The sequence below is a fragment of the Vibrio sp. 2CM40D genome, assembly GCF_023161825.1.
Classification (GTDB): Bacteria; Pseudomonadota; Gammaproteobacteria; order Enterobacterales; family Vibrionaceae; genus Vibrio; species Vibrio alginolyticus.
In genome coordinates this window covers 63743-80439 of record NZ_JALNTL010000009.1, presented here as the reverse complement: position 1 = coordinate 80439, position 16697 = coordinate 63743, and the positions used below count along the sequence as shown (strand labels likewise).

Sequence of the window (16697 nt, the reverse complement as noted above, 5' to 3'; positions counted from 1 at the left end):
TGAGTAACTCACATGAGCTATTGGGTTTATATTAATCCTGCTTATTTTTACGTACAGAACTAGGCTTGCCACCGGTGACTGGGTCTGCACTTCTCTCGGCTTTAGCCTGCTCCGCCCTTTTACGGCGAATCTCTTTCGGATCGGCGAGTAACGGACGATAAATCTCTATTCGGTCTCGATCTCGAACGGTCGCATCCAACTTCACGTTACGACTAAACACACCCACTTTGTTCTTGGACAAATCAATTTCAGGGTACAACTCCAATACACCGGATTGTCGAATGATCTCTTCTACCGTTGCGTGATTATTTACCACTAAGTTAAATACACGCTGTTCATGAGGAAGAGCATAGACAACCTCAACGTGAATCATATCTGACTCAATACTCATAACACTCGTAGACCTGTTTTGCGCGTTTAGTAAATGCATTTACCATATTACTAGTAAGCTCGTTAAAAATCTTACCGAAGGCCATCTCAATCATTTTACTTGAGAATTCAAACTCAAGCTTTAGTTCAACCTTGCAAGCTTGCTCATCTAGCGCGGTAAAAATCCAACCACCACGCAACGTCTTAAACGGGCCATCCACCAAGTTCATCATAATTGCCTGACCTGGGATCAACTCATTTGAAGTCGTAAACGTTTTGCTGATTCCAGCCTTCGCCACATCGACAGAAGCCACCATACCATTCCCCGAAGACTCAATGATTCTAGAGCCCGAGCAACCAGGCAGAAATTCAGGGTATTTAGCAACATCATTAACCAGATTGAACATCTGTTCGGCGCTAAAAGACACAAGCGCAGAACGGCTGACTTGCTTCATACATACTCCTATCGATACATGTACAGATTTAAAGCTACTCGCCAATTTTACTTTTATTCCACGATTGCGCAAATAAAAGGATTTCCTATCCGATATCCAACCCGTATAATGACGCTATTATGGCAAAGAAAAAAACGAAACAAAAAGCGGGTAGCAATACTATCGCGCTGAATAAAAAAGCTCGCCACGAGTATTTCATCGATGATGAAATCGAAGCTGGCTTGGAGCTCCAAGGTTGGGAAGTGAAAGCCCTTCGCCAAGGTAAAGCCAATATTTCTGAAAGTTACGTATTTATGCGTGACGGTGAAGCCTTTGTGAGTGGCATGACAATCACTCCTTTAAATCAGGCATCGACACACGTTGTGGCGAACCCTACACGTGTGCGTAAACTACTAATGAGTCGTCGTGAGCTGGATAATCTATTCGGACGTGTAAACCGTGAAGGTATGACATTAACGGCCCTCTCACTGTACTGGTCTCGCTCTTGGGTGAAACTAAAAATTGGCGTAGCAAAAGGTAAAAAGCTGCACGATAAACGTACGGATCTAAAAGAAAAAGACTGGGCAAGAGAAAAAGCACGCGTAATGAAGAGCGCGCTGCGTTAATCTTGACCACTTAAACGCATAGTACTGGACAGCCAATGCTTTTCTGTTACTATGCGAATATTACCTGGGGCTGATTTAGGATTCGACGGGAATTCAGAAGTCTGAGGTGCATGCCGAGGTGCGGTAGGCCTCGTTAACAAACCGCAAAAAAATAGTCGCAAACGACGAAAACTACGCACTAGCAGCTTAATAACCTGCTAAGAGCTCTCTCGCCCTAGCTTCCGCACGTAAGACGGGGATCAACGAGGGATCAAACCCAAACGCGCTAGCCCGGATTCTCCCGCCTGAGAGATGAACGGCGAATTTTAATTCAGGCTAGTCATTCATTAGCGTGTCGGTTCGCAGGTGGGTGGCGAAATTAAAGATCGACTAAGCATGTAGTACCAATGATGAACGGTTTTCGGACGCGGGTTCAACTCCCGCCAGCTCCACCAAACGTTTGGAAAAGGCCACCCTCGGGTGGCCTTTTTTGTATCAACAACCCACTATCCACATTGTCTTCTTTTCTCACGCACTCATGCTACCTGATAACTTTTCACGAGCATTACTGCATAACTCTGAACGTACACCGATTTAAAAACTCGTTGAGTATTAAGTAACAGGCGATACGCTCATAAATACACCACCAAAAACACATGGAAGTTCAGAAGAACTCATTCAAGGACAAAAAGTGTGTACTATATGCTCTTCGATTTAAAGTGTTCTAAGTTTTTGGGGTATCAACAACTACGAGTGCTAAATCTAAGTTATAGAATTATGATGGGTTAAAGTTGAACAATTTGGGTTTATCACTAACCATCAAAAGATACTCAATAAGCCTTTTCTTTTGTTCTTGGTTATCACAATTGGCGGAAAAATAAATTATCAAGTCAATCTAGCATTACGATGTAAAGTAATAAAAACACCTCTTGAGCAAGCGACTAATTAACTATTTTCAATACGATTTCATTGTCTGAAACCTAGTATTTATAGAGCTCTTTCCCATTCGATAGCTCTCGTTTATTTTGCTTCCACATTACCTGATGAAAGCCTAAAAAATCCAATACAATATAACTACCTAAGGTTAGCGTAGACTGAGTATTCCAGATTTAAACTTTATTAATGCTAATAAAAATCGGTCAAGTAGATAAACATAAATCTAAAAATGTAATTTTCAAATTCACAAGTTACAAGGGCAATGCAGTACGAATCACATAGTTAGCATTAAATATTGTAAAAACACACAATACATATACATTTATAGATTTTTAAAATGAAAAAAGTCGATGTGAGAAATTACTTAGTTGGATTTATTACAATCATATTGTTGAGCATTAATATGAGTTTTGGAGAGAGTATATTGAATAGCGATAAAGTTAACCAATACACACCACAAATCAATGGTGTGCTAACAAAAAAAGGGAAGCCGATTGATAACCAAAAGGTTAGTCTTAGTATTGGTTTAAGCGCTTCAGGAAAATCAATAGACTTATCAACATTTACTGACAGCAATGGTCGGTTTGAATTTTCTCCTGTGTATGAGAACAAAGAGAGCGTTAAGATCCCGCTTATTGAACATTATGTAACTATTGTTTTAACCACAGAACTAGATATTGATGAAAGCGTTATTATTTGGGAAGGTTCGTTCGATGGCTATGAAATAGAGGATTACGTAAAAAACAATATGGCTAATCTAGTCTGTGATGCAGCAAACCCTCTTAAGTACTTTGCTTTTTCAATTGATGATGACGAAAACGATGACTACTACGTAAATAGTCAATGTGATTTATTTGGATATATTGACTCTGATTTATATGGAAATTAAAGAATGCAATCACTCTCACCAAAGCTATCATCTAGAATCGCAGAAATCCCTTATTCTGTATTCGCAACTAATGTTCGTAACGTTAGTGGTTATATAGCAAAGTTTTTTACATTTGATCTAAGGAATGATGTCAAAAAAGGAACGACAAGTGGCTTTATGGGATTTGGTGGAATGACATCAGATTTTGTAGCGATAGGTCGAGGTAAGGGCGAGTTTACCGATACTTTAGTATTTTCCTTTCGTGGCACTCAAGCAAACATCGGCGACATTATGACCGATGGAAACATTGGGATATCAGGTACCTCATCAGGTTACAGGGTACATGCAGGTTTTGTAAATCTCTTCAATACGATAAAGCCACAACTTGCAGCATACATCGCTGGTTATTCGAAAAAGAACATGAAAGCACCGAAGGCAATACACTGTGTAGGTCATAGTTTAGGTGGTGCTCTTGCTTCATTAGCGGCAGATTGGGTGAAGAGTCAGTACGGCTATAGCGTACACCTATATACTTTTGGCGCACCAAAAGTTGGCTTTAAACCATACGCAAGAAGGGAGTTAGATTCTTCATATCGCTGCACTCATGGTGCAGATCCAGTTCCTATGTCTCCTCTTTGGCCATTTACTCACGGTGGTATTGAGTATCGGCTAGATGGAAGTTCTGGCATCTACTTCTGCGCTCATGGACTAGGAAAAAAATCTGTTCCGGGTTATGTCAATACCGCTACAAGTAATGAGTGGTCGGCACTACAACCCAAATCTCAAACTTACCTAGAACGCAACGTATTTCTTGACTTCAACAATAGATATAATGCTCGAATGACTGATGGTTGGGTAAGTAAAATAGTCTCTTCAATTTTGACCTTACTAAGAATTTCAGGTCTGGGTCATATAATACAACAAATAGCAACCGTAGGCCTTACTGCTTGGGATCAACTAGCTAAAGCTATGGCGTACATTTCAAAACTAAAAAACGAGTATACAGAACACGTCCGCGGTATTTTAGGTCACATGAATGTAATGTCAGGTAGCGCAGCGATCGACCTATCGAGTATTACTTATAGAGTGATAAAACTTTGTTTTTCGAGACTAGTAAGAAGGTTAGACAGTCATGTTAGAAATGCTCTAAATATAGTAGCGTAACAGTAAAAGACACTAACAATTATTCTAAAAACCGCTCAATTATCCTCAACTAGATTGAGTTCAGAAAAAGCGAAGCTATTTAGGCTTCGCTTTTTATTAGGGCTTAGAGTTGTTAACAATATTAAAATCTATATTCCACACCTAGTGATGCTTGGTTAAAGTCTGTTTCCGTGTTTGCACCGTTTGCGACATTCTCCGCATTGAGTTCTACGTCGTACCACATATATTCTGCGTTAACTAAGAAGTTATCAGTAACTTTAAAACCAACACCGGCACCAGCGAATACACCTTCATCATCTTTGTTGCCTTGGAAGCCCGCAACGTTGTAATCCGTCGAGTACCACATTTGACCGCCTTTTGCGTAAAGGTCGACACGATCAGCAATGGGAGCAGTAACTTTTAGAGCCGCTGTATAGCCGTCCGTTTCGGCATTTGCTAGGTTATTACCATAGCTACCGAAATCAATGTAACCACCTTCCAACGCTAAGTAAGGATTAAAACGGTAACCAACTAAACCTTGAATAACATCGCTGTCATCATCAAAGTCATCTTGTCCATCAACTTTTAAGTAACCGTAGTTGGCGCCAACATATACACCATGATCGTTGGAGTCCGCAGCATGTGATAAAGTACTAAACGTTGCTAAAGAAAAAAGGCTAATCAAAGTAACAACATTGCTTTTCATTTCGTTCTCCTAATATAAGTTCCATTGAAGGTTCGAATAGTAAAGAGCAAATGCAATGCCAACTTTAAATTAATGAAAAATATATTTAATTTTATAGAATACTGACAATCCTCTAAAGATCGCCGAACAAAAATAGAAAAAAGAGCTGTCTGTTTACTTTATATAAACAATACTAAATTGAGGTTAATCTCTGATGTGAAAAAGATTCTTGTTAATTTGTAGATTTTTCAAAGAAATTAAATAAACATCTAAAATACTCTTATAGATTAATCAGTCAAAAAAAAATGCTTAGCTAGTTTTTATAATAAAGGAAGCTAATCACACATACGTTGCATCTTACTTTGCTTCAAGCCGTGAATACTCTACTCTTTGCCTAAGCAGAGTTTAATGGAACTGAAGTATGTTAAAAGGCAGTGAATACCCTTCTATTCGAGCATTAAGGACGTTTGTCGCGGTCTCTAATTACCTCAGTTTCTCTAAAGCAGCGGATGCACTATGTATTACGCAAAGCGCAGTAAGCAAACAAATCGCATCGCTGGAGCAATTGGTGGGTTTACCTTTAATACAAAGAGGGGCGAGTGGTATTGAGTTAACCGAAGAAGGCAAGCGTTATCTGCCGCAAGTCACAGAAGCTTTGGAGCTTATTCAGCATGCAACTGCCAACTTAATCCAGTCAGATTCAAAGCAAGAATTACTCACCGTGGACGTAACCCCTTCTTTTGCCAGTCTTTGGTTGATACCTAATATTGATGACTTCCACCAGCAACATCCTAACATCCGAGTAAGAGTCTGTACCGGGGATGGGAACGTCAAAGATTCGAGCAACGAAAGTGACTTACATATTCGCTGCCTTCCATTATCCACACATTATGAATACAGCCACTTACTATGCGAAGAAACATTGTTATTAGTCGGTTGCACAAATGCTCCTGTAATTGAGAGTGTGCACGCTGTTAGTAATTATCCGTTTATACCTCAAATCACTCGCCCTCAGCTATGGGAGCAATTTAAAGCGGTCTACACTGTAGAATCTCCCGTTACCTATCAACCTGTAGGCGTCGAACATTTTTACCTAGCTTGCGAAGCTGTCAGAATGGGAAAAGGGCTCGCCTTGCTTCCTGATTTTATGGCGCAGTATTCGATTTTAAGAGGGGACATTCAGCATGTTCTCAACCTTTCTTTACAGAGCGGTTATGGTTATTACGTGATGATCCCAAATTATCGCCTTTCGGCTAAAAAAGTAGCGGTGTTTCACGAATGGCTGAAGAGCAAGCTAAGTTAATGTTGTTTCTTTAAGCTCGTTTAGGTAAACCAAAACAACTCAAAGACTTCGGTATCTGTCTGCTCAAATTTATGGCATTCTCATCCATACTATTTAAAAAGGATAAATGGATAGTAGGATATGGACAGCAACACGCCAAGACTCTCTTTACGCACCATTGAGCCGACCGATTACCCAGAGCTCGCGGAATTAATGGACCTTGTTTTTCCTGATGTTGGTGGCTCATGGCCACGCCTGACCATCATGGATCTTATTCATCAGTTTCCTGATGGACAAATCTGTATTGAGGATAACGGAAAAATTGTCGGCGCAGCGCTAACAATCAAAGTGGACTACAACCGATTTTCACTTCCTCACCTGTACACCGACATCATCACCGAGAACAACGTCATCCAAAACCAAGTGACCGGTGACGCCATGTATGGTCTCGATGTATTTGTCCACCCGGACTATCGAGGGCTACGTTTAGGTCGACGTTTGTATGATGCGCGTAAAGAGCTTTGCCGTAGTAAGAACTTCAAAGCAATTTTAGCCGGTGGTCGCATTCCTAATTACCACCAATACGCAGATGAACTGAGCGTTGCAGAGTACATCGACAAAATAAAACGCCGTGAGCTTCATGACCCTATTTTGTCTTTTCAGCTTGCTAACGACTTCGATGTAAAACGAATCATGCGCGGCTACTTACCAGAGGATAGCGCTTCTAAAGGTTACGCGACACTGCTGGAGTGGGATAACTTTTTCTACGAAGAGGATATTCAATCCGTACACGATGTAGAAAAAACACTGATTCGGATTGGTGTCGTCCAGTGGCAAATGCGCGCGATGAATGACCTGGAGGATTTGCTCGATCAGGCTGAGTTCTTCATCTCTTCTCTTGCGAACTATAAAGCCGATTTCGCCCTATTCCCTGAATTCTTTAACGCGCCGCTGATGGGATTGCAAAACGACCAAAATTCCGTCGAAGCAATTCGCTTTTTGGCTAGCTTTACAGAAGAGATCAAAAACCGCTTCTCGCAGATGGCCGTCACCTACAACATCAACATTATTGCAGGCAGTATGCCCGTCATCGAGGATGGCAAGTTGTATAATGTGGCCTACTTGCTGCAACGAGATGGTGAAATAAACGCTCAATATAAGATCCACATCACGCCTCATGAACAAAGAGACTGGGTGATCGACGGTGGTGACAATGTTCAAGTGTTCGAAACCGATGCGGGCAAAGTCGGCATACTGATTTGTTATGACAGCGAGTTCCCAGAGTTGGGAAGAATGCTCGCCGAGCAAGGCGCACAAATTGTGTTCGTTCCTTTCTGGACAGACACAAAAAATGGCTACCAACGAGTACGAATCTGTTCCCAATCACGAGCCATCGAAAACGAATGCTACGTTGCAATTGGGGGCAGTGTCGGCAACTTACCTCGTGTTGATAATGTCGATATCCAGTACGCACAATCTGCCGTATTCTCACCGTCGGATATCTATTTCCCGCACGATGCGACCTTGACAGAAGCAAGCGCCAACACCGAAATGATAATCTTCGCTGATGTTGATTTGACTAAGTTGAAACAGCTTAATACCGAAGGCTCTGTCACCAACTTACGTCATCGCCGCCTTGATTTGTATGGCGCATTCACCAAAGCCAAAGAGTCATAAGGATCTCCCTAGTTCGCCGCTACCAAAGAGCGTGGCGGCGAGTAAAGCCAGCTGCAGGTTGATTCTGCGCAATTATCAGAGGCATGTCAGTTTTTCTCAACGGTGAGAAACAAGAATTGACCCAATAGGACATTCGGAGTATCACTCCAACTTCGTTCCGCTTTTATTAGGGGAAAGCTTTTGGAACATATTAACGAACTTCTCATGTCAATGAAGCCTTTGCTCGAGCAATATGGCTACGTTGCTCTGATTGTCAGTATATTTCTAGAAGGGATAGGTATCCCGATGCCTGGTCAATCACTGATGATCGCGGCATCTTTGCTCTCGTCAGAACAAGTCATGAACCTAAGTATGGTAATGATGGTATCGTGGCTGAGCTGCTTTTTTGGTAATACCTGTGGCTACTTAATCGGTTATTACTTTGAGGGGTGGTTAGATAAAAAAGGCTACATTTCCGGCCCGAAGATGCAAACGCTTCAATTGACTATCCAGAAATACGGCCCTACGTGCTTGGTGGTCAGCCGCTTTATTGAAGGAATGAAGCAATTTATGCCTCTTGCATGCGGTATCGCGAAAATGCCACGTAGAGCGTTTTTGCTCGGTAACGCCCTCGCGGCGACGGTTTGGGTATTGGTATTCAGCTTGTTAACTCACTTTGCATTTGAACATTTAAGCGTGTTGAGCAACCTGTACACCGAATACAAATATCTGGTATGGGCATTTGCTGCTGTCTTATTTACGTGGATGGTTTTAGGTATTGTTAAACGCAAAAAAGCCAAATCAATGCAATAACGACAGTCTCTTCATTAGCGCATAACTAAAGCTCGTGGTATCAGTGAGATACGCAACACGAGCTTTTATCTTTTTCTTTACGTGTAAAATTTAAACAGCCATTTAGACGTCTAGACGTTGACAATGTAGAAATGTGATATTAGTCTGCTCTTCTCTCTTATCATTAACATTGTCGTTTACATGTCCGGTTCCCAACAAACTACTAAAACAGTTGCACCGTCTGCGGTCGCACTGATCCCATTAATTGTATTCCTTGCGCTATTTATTGGCGTAGGCACTTACTTATCTTTGCAAGGCGTGGAATTTGCCTTCTACCAGCTGCCTGCACCCATCGCGGTATTACCAGCCATCATCATTGCGTTTCTTTTAAGTAAAGAGAAACTTAACCGCTCAATCGAACACTTCATGCGTGGTGTTGGCCACCCAGACATCATCGCAATGTGTATGATCTATCTGCTTGCAGGTGCCTTTGCTGCGGTAGCAAAAGCCTCTGGCGGTGTTGATGCAACAGTGAACCTTGGTTTATCCGCTATTCCAACCAGCATGATTTTACCGGGCATTTTTCTGATTTCTGCTTTTATCGCAACAGCAATGGGGACTTCGATGGGTACCATCGCAGCCGTTGCCCCCGTAGCGTTGGGTATTGCTGAATCAGCAGGAATGAGCTTACCGTTAACCGCAGGCGTTGTGCTGAGCGGCGCTATGTTTGGTGATAACCTTTCTATCATCTCTGACACCACCATCGCGGCGACACGCTCTCAAGGTTGTGAGATGAAAGACAAGTTTAAAGAGAACATTCGTATTGCTTTACCTGCGGCGTTGATCGCGATTGCAGTGTTCGCTTTCAACAGTACCGCGACTCAAGTGCCTGCAACTGGCGATATTGAGTGGCTAAAAGTCTTGCCGTACATCACTATTTTGATCCTAGCGGTATCTGGTGTAAATGTGTTTGTGGTTCTGTCGATTGGCATTCTTTTGGCTGGCGGCGTGAGCTTGGCATCGATTGACAATTACGGACTAACTAATCTAGCCCAAGACGTTTACAAAGGCTTTGGTAACATGCAAGAGATCTTCTTGTTATCCATGCTGATTGGTGGTTTGAGTGAACTAATGCGTCGCCAAGGTGGTCTTGCTTTTCTAACAAATTTCGTTAGTAGCCTTATCCACGCGTTTGGCTCTAGCCACTCTAAGCATGCGAACAGTCGTGCAAGCGAGCTAGGTATTGCAGGTTTGGTTTCAATGGTCAATGGCTGTACGGCAAACAACACCGTAGCCATCATTGTATCGGGCAGCGTTGCTCGCCAACTGGCGGAAGAGAATAATGTCTCTCCTCGCCGCTCAGCAAGCTTGTTAGACATTTTCTCATGCGTGGTGCAAGGCGTGTTGCCTTACGGTGCTCAAGTACTGCTGCTAGGTTCCGTGTTCAACCTCTCGCCACTTGAAGTAGTTGCCAATTCTTACTACTGTTTTGCATTAGCGATAGCGGCTATTGTCGCGGTGTTTATCAAACATCCCGCTCGTCAACCTGTAGCGCAAACTGAGAACTAACGACAAATACCGAAAAGGCTCCGATGGAGCCTTTTTACTTTCCTTTCTTCTTTTTTTCTTTTCCGCGAGCAGATTTACTTCAAAGCTGAACGCAAACTTTGCGCACTGTGTAAAGGAATCGCAAAGCGATGCGCCACATCGCGTAGAGCTTCCACCTGAGCCGCGTTACTGATTGCTAATTCGCCTGCCACATCGACGTGGTTATTCTCAAACCCCACTCTCACATCGAATCCAAGTAACATCGCACTCGCTAAACAGTCTTGCTCTCGCGCGCCAAAAGCACAAATGGCACATCGAATTTCTTCCTCGACAAAATGCGCCAAATTCAAACCTCGTAAATCCCATGGCGAAGACTGTTGAGCTTGGTGATAACGCCCTAACACCACTAATGCATGCTGATACGTTTTAGGTAACACGCCCGCATCACGCAGTTGGAAATAACGTTCAATGTCGGTTGCATCGTAGAGAATAATTTGGCTCACGATGTTGTGTTCTGCCACCCAATGGAAAAAGGCATACCCTTCTTTCTCACTTGCTCGATCAGGGATTAACTCCCTCAATGCGAAAGAAGCCGCTTCTGGTTTCACAGCTTTAACTAACGCCATCTGTTGTGGCGGAGAATACAAGCCCACCGCCTCTGTGGTGAGCTGTACCATCATGTTTTGTCCCACCGCTTCTTTCACGGCATAGTAAATTGCCATGTTGTCGTCGATGTCTAATGAATGACGTCCGTTGGCGTCTCTAGCATGTAAATGGATCATGGCAGCCCCTAGCGTTTGACAAGCGATAGCCTCTGCAACCAGTTCGTCTGTTGTCATGGGTAAGCTGGCGTGATCGTGCTTAGTTTTTCTTGCACCGTTTGGGGCCACGATAATGGCGATAGGTTCTCGCAAATATTGGTTTGCTACTTCCATGTCTCCGCCACCTCTTTTAACGTTAATGAGAGTTTACCGACTAGTTCATCAATATGATGAGACTGAATAATGAATGGCGGTGCGAGCAAAATATGGTGCCCATTAACGCCATCAATCGTTCCGCCCATTGGGTAGCACATTAAGCCATTTTCCATTGCTCGCTGTTTGATGCGTTTGTCTGCCAATGTGGCTTTACTCAGAGGCGCCTTGCTTTCTTTATCCGCCACCAGCTCAATGCCAAAAAACAAGCCTTTACCACGAATGTCGCCAATGTACGGTAAATGGGCCAATGCAGAAGTAAGCTCATTACGCAGCAAAGCACTTTGCTGATTCACCGCCGTTAATAAATCATCTTGGAAGATGGTTTCAATTGTTGCCACGGCAGCAGCGCACGCCACAGGGTGCGCCATAAAGGTATGACCGTGTTGGAAAAAACCGCTTCCATCAGCAATAGCTTGATAGACTCGATCATTCGCAACCACCGCGCCAATAGGTTGATAGCCCGCACCAAGCCCTTTAGCCATACACACCAGATCGGGTTCTGCCTCTTCTTGCTCAAACGCAAAAAAACTGCCACTGCGTCCAACGCCACACATGACTTCATCCAAGATCAATAACACATCGTATTGGTCGCATATTTCGCGAATACGCTTGAAGTAACCTTGTGTGGCAGGCACAGCTCCAGCGGTGGCTCCCACAATGGGCTCAGCGACAAAAGCCATGACATTATCAGCCCCCAACTCAAGAATTTTTGCCTCTAGCTCATTCGCCGCTCGCAATGAGTAATCCAATTCCGACTCATGACTCTGCTGATAACGATAAGCATAGCAAGGGGCGATATGATGGCTCGGGTGTAAGATGGGTTTGAACGGTTCACGTCGCCATTCATTACCTCCGACAGCCAGAGCCCCCAAGGTATTACCGTGATAACTTTGCTGACGCGCGATGAATTGCTTTTTCTCTGGCTTACCTGATTCCACGAAATACTGCCGCGCCATTTTTAGTGCCGACTCCACCGCTTCTGATCCTCCACTGACTAAATACACATGGTTGAACTGTTCAGGCATGTACTGACAAATCAATTCTGCTAGGCGCTCACTGTTGTCACTAGTAAAAAATCCAGTATGAGCAAATGGCACTCGCTCGATCTGTTCCAACATGGCTTTTTTAACGGCGTGATGACTGTGGCCAAGGTTTGATACCGCAGCACCACCACAAGCATCGAGATACTGCTTTCCATGCTTATCGAATAGATAAACACCTTCACCTCTATCGATGATTGGTAGCGTGGCATGGCAATGACGGTAAAATACGTAAGACATTTGAGTCCCTTCCAATGTGTAATACTTGCACACATCATCAGGAACAAACCCAAACGTGACAAGAGAATAAATCTCACCCTCTATGAGCTTTTGGAATGCCACAAACCAAAAACACCAAAACCCTTGATATTTAAACAATAAAATAAAAATAGGCCAGCTTTTTTAAAGGCTGGCCTATGGGTAACCCAAAGCTAAAAACAGAATCGTTTTACGAGTTTAGTGCCTGTTCTAAATCGGCTAGAATATCGTCAATATGTTCAATACCCACCGATAAACGAATCATCTCTGGAGACACACCAGCTTGTTTTTGTTCTGCTTCGCTCAATTGACGATGAGTCGTCGATGCAGGATGGCAAGCCAATGATTTTGCATCGCCAATGTTCACCAAACGCTTAAAGATTTTCAAAGCATCATAAAAACGCACACCAGCGTCATAACCATCTTTTAAACCAAACGACAAAATCGCAGAAGGCTTACCTTTCATGTATTTTTCGGCGAGATGGAAGTGTTCAGAACTTGGCAATCCGGCATAACTTACCCAACTGACTTTGTCATTCTGTTCCAAGAATTCAGCCACTTTGAGTGTGTTCTCGGTATGGCGCTCCATACGCAGCGGTAACGTTTCTAACCCTTGCATAAGCATAAATGCATTCATCGGTGATAATGCTGCTCCGGTATTACGCAGTGGTACGGTACGCGCACGCCCGATAAATGCCGCCTCACCAAACGCTTCGGTATACACCACGCCGTGGTAAGAAGGTTCTGGTTGGTTGAAAACAGGAAAGCGGTCTTTGTGCTGTGCCCAAGGGAATTTACCGGAATCCACAATCACGCCACCCAATGTGGTGCCATGCCCACCAACGTATTTAGTGAGAGAGTGAACTACGATATCCGCACCAAATTCGATGGGTTTGCAAAGCACTGGCGTCGCAACAGTGTTATCCACAATCACAGGTACGCCTTGTGCATGAGCAAGCTCCGCCACACGTTCTAAATCGATGATATTACCCGCAGGGTTCCCAATGCTCTCGCAGTACACCGCTTTGGTATTTTCATCAATTAACTCGGCCAAACTTTCTGGCTTGTCATCTTTGGCAAACTTCACTTGAATACCTTGATTTGGCAGCATGTGCGCAAACAAGGTGTAAGTACCGCCATAAAGTTGCGGCGTAGAAACGATGTTATCGCCCGCTTGCGCTAACGTCAGAATCGCATAGTTAATCGCTGCACTCCCCGAACTCACGACCAACCCGGCAATGCCGCCTTCTAACGCTGCCATGCGTTTTTCCAGCACGTCATTAGTCGGATTCATGATGCGAGTGTAGATATTCCCCGGCACTTCCAAGTTAAACAGATCAGCACCATGCTGCGCGTTATCAAACTCGTACGCAACCGTTTGATAAATCGGTGTCGCGACAGATTTGGTGGTCGGGTCAGTTTCGTAACCAAAATGGATGGATAGCGTTTCGTCTTTCATGTTCTTCCCTGTCTTTCATCACTCAAATAGCGGCAAGAAAAGCACTTACCTTGCTTAAAACTTATATTGCCCAATTTTTCAACAAATAACGTAGGGGCGAATCACAGAGATAAAACGCTAATTCAACTGTCCAAGTAACCAGTGACGAAACGTTTCTGTCGCATTCGTACGTGTGTTCATGATCAAGTAATACCCTGCATTGGCAGGAATCGGTTTGAATGGAGAAACCAAACGCTCTGTCGTCAATTCATCCTCAATCAGTGCCATTCGTGCCATCGCAATCCCAACGCCAGCTTCGGCTGCAGACATCGCCATATCCGTTCGATTAAAAAAGTGTCCGATATCGGTTTTAAAATCCAACCCCATCGCTGACGCCCAATATAGCCACTCATAGTCACGCGTCGCTTTTTCCCATGGCATCGCATCGTGTAGTAGCGTCGCCTCTTGCCATTGCTTCACTGGCATTGAGTTTTTTTGCTCACCAAACAACGTTTTTAGCCAGCCATGATCCTCAAGGTATTTTGGACTCATCACCGGTAGCAGATGCTCATCCAAAATCAGCTCCGCGTTAGCATTTCTATAAGGATGAAGACCATAGTCAATTGCGACGTCATAGTCTTTTATCTCACTATTTACCAGCGCACCTTCCGCAAAGATTTGTACTTGGATATCCGGATTATCATGATGGAAGCTTTCGAGCTTTGGGACTAACCATTTGAAAGCAAAAGAAGGCGTCAACTTCAAACGAATTTCATTGGTTTGCTTTTCTACTTTGAGCTCATCAAGCAATTTGCTCAGTTCCGAAAAGTGAAACTGCGTCGCTTGGTGTAACTGAGTGCCTTTTACGGTTAAACGAATACCGCGAGAGTGGCGTTCAAATAAAGTAAAACCTAATAACGCTTCCAAATGAATAATTTGTTGGCTTATGGCACCAGTGGTGAGGTGTAAATGTCTTGCGGCACCAGTAAAGCTGCTGTACTCCGCGACTTGGCTAAATAGGCACAAACCACTTATCAGATTACTTTTCATCCTTGAGCCTATAGTTTTTCTAAACGCAGTGTGTAATTTATATCGATTGTTAACAAAAGGTAAAGAAAAGAAACTGAGCACTCTGATAAATGTGTGGAGTGCATCAATGGAAGTCATCGTATTAGGCAGCGGCGTTATCGGCTTAACCTCTGCTTGGTATTTATCTCAAGCAGGCTATCAAGTTACCGTCATTGACCGCCAAGCAAGCAGTGCCATGGAAACGAGCTTCGCCAATGCCGGGCAGATCTCATATGGCTATTCTTCGCCTTGGGCTGCGCCTGGTGTTCCTGTTAAAGCCATTAAGTGGTTAATGGAGGAGCATGCTCCACTTAAAATCAAACCCACTCTGAATGCCGACATGATCCGCTGGGCGAGTAAAATGGTCGCGAACTGCACCCTACCTCGCTATCAAGTTAACAAGGCTCGCATGCTTTCGATCGCTAACCACAGCCGTATTTGCTTAGAACAGTTACGCCAAGAACACGCCATTGAGTATCAAGGACGTCAGTTTGGGACCTTGCAAGTATTCCGAACACATCAACAGCTGCAAGCCATTGAAAAGGACATGCAGCTCCTTGAACAAAGCGGAACCCGATTTAAGCTAATGGACGTCGAACAATGTATTGAACAAGAGCCAGGGCTTGCACTTGTGAAAGACAAACTGGTTGGTGGCTTGCATCTACCTGATGACGAAACGGGCGATTGCCATCAATTTTGCCAACAACTAACGGAGCTTGCTAAGGCACACGATGTCCGATTTGAGTTCGATACTGAAGTAAGCAATTGGGTTACAGTAGGCAAAAAGATCATAGGTGTCCAAACGAACCGAGGACAATTTAAAGCAGACCAATATGTAGTGGCCTCTGGCAGCTACTCTACAGCGCTACTCAAGCAACTCGATATTGATATTCCGGTCTACCCTGTCAAAGGCTATTCACTCACCATCCCGATGGAGGATGAACACTTCTCTCCTCGATCTACTGTGATGGATGAAACCTATAAAGTCGCTATGACTCGATTTGATGACAGAATTCGCGTAGCTGGCACCGCAGAATTAGCAGGGTTTGATGCTTCCCTTCCACAAAAGCGCAAAAACACCATCGAAATGGTCATCCGTGATCTTTTTCCTCGTTGTGGTGACTTCAGCCAAGCTGAGTTTTGGAGCGGCTTTAGGCCAATGACGCCTGATGGCACACCAATTATCGGCGCGACTAAATACGATAACCTTTTTACTAACACCGGACACGGAACTCTGGGCTGGACGATGGCTTGTGGTTCAGGTCAATTGCTAGCAAGCGTAATGAAAGGTGAAAAAGCAAAAGTGATGGATAATGCGGAGCTTAACCTTTGTCGTTACGCCTGAGGACATCACTGAACAAAAAACAGGCAGACACTTACTCCACAAAATGCATAACCACTGGCATTTTTAACTCATCAAAATCGCAGCACATTTAAATGACAATGTGCTGCATAATTAATCATCAGGCAAATCTTCTACCTAAAAGGAGCAAATAAGCAACAAGAACCAAATTTTAACAACTACTCTCCATTCTGTGTTCATCATCACGCTACAAAGGATTTGTAGCTAAAAAGTTAACAATTGCATTACATAAAGG

The 16697-nt window shown here is 43.6% G+C and carries 15 protein-coding genes and 1 other RNA gene; 9 read left to right on the top strand and 7 right to left on the bottom strand.

Features of this window, described 5'->3' with window-relative positions; genetic code table 11:
• Window positions 1–31: 31 nt before the first annotated feature.
• Both MTF70_RS19075 and MTF70_RS19070 read right to left on the bottom strand, forming a co-directional pair.
• The gene (locus MTF70_RS19075) at window positions 32–391 is read right to left on the bottom strand and encodes an RnfH family protein (RefSeq protein WP_054865948.1); all 360 of its coding nucleotides are present in this window, start codon (window positions 389–391) and stop codon (window positions 32–34) included.
• Entirely contained in the window at window positions 381–824 is a 444-nt protein-coding gene (locus MTF70_RS19070) for an SRPBCC family protein (RefSeq protein ID WP_005381641.1), read from the bottom strand. Before MTF70_RS19070 ends, MTF70_RS19075 begins: the two co-directional genes overlap by 11 nt.
• Window positions 825–943: 119 nt before the next feature.
• Between MTF70_RS19070 and smpB the strand changes: the two genes are divergently transcribed.
• The 4 genes from smpB to MTF70_RS19050 all read left to right on the top strand — a co-directional run bounded on the left by smpB (window position 944) and on the right by MTF70_RS19050 (window position 4376).
• Complete coding sequence (gene smpB / locus MTF70_RS19065) at window positions 944–1429, top strand: SsrA-binding protein SmpB (protein ID WP_005381642.1); 486 nt, start codon at window positions 944–946, stop codon at window positions 1427–1429.
• Window positions 1430–1495: 66 nt separating this feature from the next.
• Window positions 1496–1863: a transfer-messenger RNA gene (gene ssrA, locus MTF70_RS19060) on the top strand.
• Window positions 1864–2681: 818 nt separating this feature from the next.
• Window positions 2682–3233, top strand: a complete 552-nt coding sequence (locus tag MTF70_RS19055; protein WP_225466667.1) for a DUF6795 domain-containing protein — start codon at window positions 2682–2684, stop codon at window positions 3231–3233.
• Between the two features lie 3 nt (window positions 3234–3236).
• Window positions 3237–4376: a lipase family protein gene (locus MTF70_RS19050; RefSeq protein WP_025768873.1), complete on the top strand. Its 1140-nt coding sequence runs from the start codon at window positions 3237–3239 to the stop codon at window positions 4374–4376.
• A gap of 121 nt (window positions 4377–4497) precedes the next feature.
• Here the strand turns inward: MTF70_RS19050 and MTF70_RS19045 are convergent, their stop codons facing one another.
• Window positions 4498–5061, bottom strand: a complete 564-nt coding sequence (locus tag MTF70_RS19045) for a porin family protein (RefSeq protein WP_005381668.1) — start codon at window positions 5059–5061, stop codon at window positions 4498–4500.
• A 400-nt stretch (window positions 5062–5461) separates the two neighbouring features.
• Here MTF70_RS19045 and MTF70_RS19040 point away from each other — a divergent pair, with 400 nt between their 5' ends.
• The 4 genes from MTF70_RS19040 to MTF70_RS19025 all read left to right on the top strand — a co-directional run bounded on the left by MTF70_RS19040 (window position 5462) and on the right by MTF70_RS19025 (window position 10339).
• Entirely contained in the window at window positions 5462–6343 is an 882-nt protein-coding gene (locus MTF70_RS19040) for a LysR family transcriptional regulator (RefSeq protein WP_104978838.1), read from the top strand.
• Between the two features lie 120 nt (window positions 6344–6463).
• Window positions 6464–7999 carry a bifunctional GNAT family N-acetyltransferase/carbon-nitrogen hydrolase family protein gene (locus MTF70_RS19035; RefSeq protein WP_205460836.1) on the top strand — a complete coding sequence of 512 codons (1536 nt, stop codon included), beginning with the start codon at window positions 6464–6466 and terminating at the stop codon, window positions 7997–7999.
• 204 nt (window positions 8000–8203) lie between these two features.
• On the top strand, window positions 8204–8791 hold the full coding sequence (locus MTF70_RS19030; protein WP_170890790.1) for a DedA family protein: 588 nt from the start codon (window positions 8204–8206) through the stop codon (window positions 8789–8791).
• Between the two features lie 180 nt (window positions 8792–8971).
• Window positions 8972–10339, top strand: coding sequence for a Na+/H+ antiporter NhaC family protein (locus MTF70_RS19025; protein WP_170890789.1), 1368 nt, complete (start codon window positions 8972–8974; stop codon window positions 10337–10339).
• Between the two features lie 74 nt (window positions 10340–10413).
• Here MTF70_RS19025 and MTF70_RS19020 read toward each other — a convergent pair whose 3' ends face one another.
• From MTF70_RS19020 to MTF70_RS19005, 4 genes are all read right to left on the bottom strand, one after another.
• Complete coding sequence (locus MTF70_RS19020) at window positions 10414–11253, bottom strand: 3-keto-5-aminohexanoate cleavage protein (protein ID WP_205460835.1); 840 nt, start codon at window positions 11251–11253, stop codon at window positions 10414–10416.
• Window positions 11244–12575, bottom strand: a complete 1332-nt coding sequence (locus MTF70_RS19015; protein ID WP_205460834.1) for an aspartate aminotransferase family protein — start codon at window positions 12573–12575, stop codon at window positions 11244–11246. The genes MTF70_RS19020 and MTF70_RS19015 overlap by 10 nt, the downstream gene beginning before the upstream one ends.
• A gap of 208 nt (window positions 12576–12783) precedes the next feature.
• Complete coding sequence (locus MTF70_RS19010) at window positions 12784–14052, bottom strand: O-acetylhomoserine aminocarboxypropyltransferase/cysteine synthase (RefSeq protein ID WP_248394210.1); 1269 nt, start codon at window positions 14050–14052, stop codon at window positions 12784–12786.
• Window positions 14053–14169: 117 nt separating this feature from the next.
• Window positions 14170–15081 carry a LysR substrate-binding domain-containing protein gene (locus tag MTF70_RS19005; protein ID WP_137281744.1) on the bottom strand — a complete coding sequence of 304 codons (912 nt, stop codon included), beginning with the start codon at window positions 15079–15081 and terminating at the stop codon, window positions 14170–14172.
• 106 nt (window positions 15082–15187) lie between these two features.
• Between MTF70_RS19005 and MTF70_RS19000 the strand changes: the two genes are divergently transcribed.
• On the top strand, window positions 15188–16444 hold the full coding sequence (locus tag MTF70_RS19000) for a D-amino acid dehydrogenase (RefSeq protein WP_171344843.1): 1257 nt from the start codon (window positions 15188–15190) through the stop codon (window positions 16442–16444).
• Window positions 16445–16697: the final 253 nt, after the last annotated feature.

Coding starts and splice junctions, on each gene's coding strand:
- MTF70_RS19050 (WP_025768873.1), top strand. CDS start 3,237: ATGCAATCACTCTCACCAAAGCTATCATCTAGAATCGCAGAAATCCCT.
- MTF70_RS19035 (WP_205460836.1), top strand. CDS start 6,464: ATGGACAGCAACACGCCAAGACTCTCTTTACGCACCATTGAGCCGACC.
- MTF70_RS19005 (WP_137281744.1), bottom strand. CDS start 15,081: ATGAAAAGTAATCTGATAAGTGGTTTGTGCCTATTTAGCCAAGTCGCG.
- MTF70_RS19020 (WP_205460835.1), bottom strand. CDS start 11,253: ATGGAAGTAGCAAACCAATATTTGCGAGAACCTATCGCCATTATCGTG.
- MTF70_RS19030 (WP_170890790.1), top strand. CDS start 8,204: ATGTCAATGAAGCCTTTGCTCGAGCAATATGGCTACGTTGCTCTGATT.
- MTF70_RS19010 (WP_248394210.1), bottom strand. CDS start 14,052: ATGAAAGACGAAACGCTATCCATCCATTTTGGTTACGAAACTGACCCG.
- MTF70_RS19015 (WP_205460834.1), bottom strand. CDS start 12,575: ATGTCTTACGTATTTTACCGTCATTGCCATGCCACGCTACCAATCATC.
- MTF70_RS19040 (WP_104978838.1), top strand. CDS start 5,462: ATGTTAAAAGGCAGTGAATACCCTTCTATTCGAGCATTAAGGACGTTT.
- smpB (WP_005381642.1), top strand. CDS start 944: ATGGCAAAGAAAAAAACGAAACAAAAAGCGGGTAGCAATACTATCGCG.
- MTF70_RS19000 (WP_171344843.1), top strand. CDS start 15,188: ATGGAAGTCATCGTATTAGGCAGCGGCGTTATCGGCTTAACCTCTGCT.
- MTF70_RS19070 (WP_005381641.1), bottom strand. CDS start 824: ATGAAGCAAGTCAGCCGTTCTGCGCTTGTGTCTTTTAGCGCCGAACAG.
- MTF70_RS19025 (WP_170890789.1), top strand. CDS start 8,972: ATGTCCGGTTCCCAACAAACTACTAAAACAGTTGCACCGTCTGCGGTC.
- MTF70_RS19055 (WP_225466667.1), top strand. CDS start 2,682: ATGAAAAAAGTCGATGTGAGAAATTACTTAGTTGGATTTATTACAATC.
- MTF70_RS19045 (WP_005381668.1), bottom strand. CDS start 5,061: ATGAAAAGCAATGTTGTTACTTTGATTAGCCTTTTTTCTTTAGCAACG.
- MTF70_RS19075 (WP_054865948.1), bottom strand. CDS start 391: ATGAGTATTGAGTCAGATATGATTCACGTTGAGGTTGTCTATGCTCTT.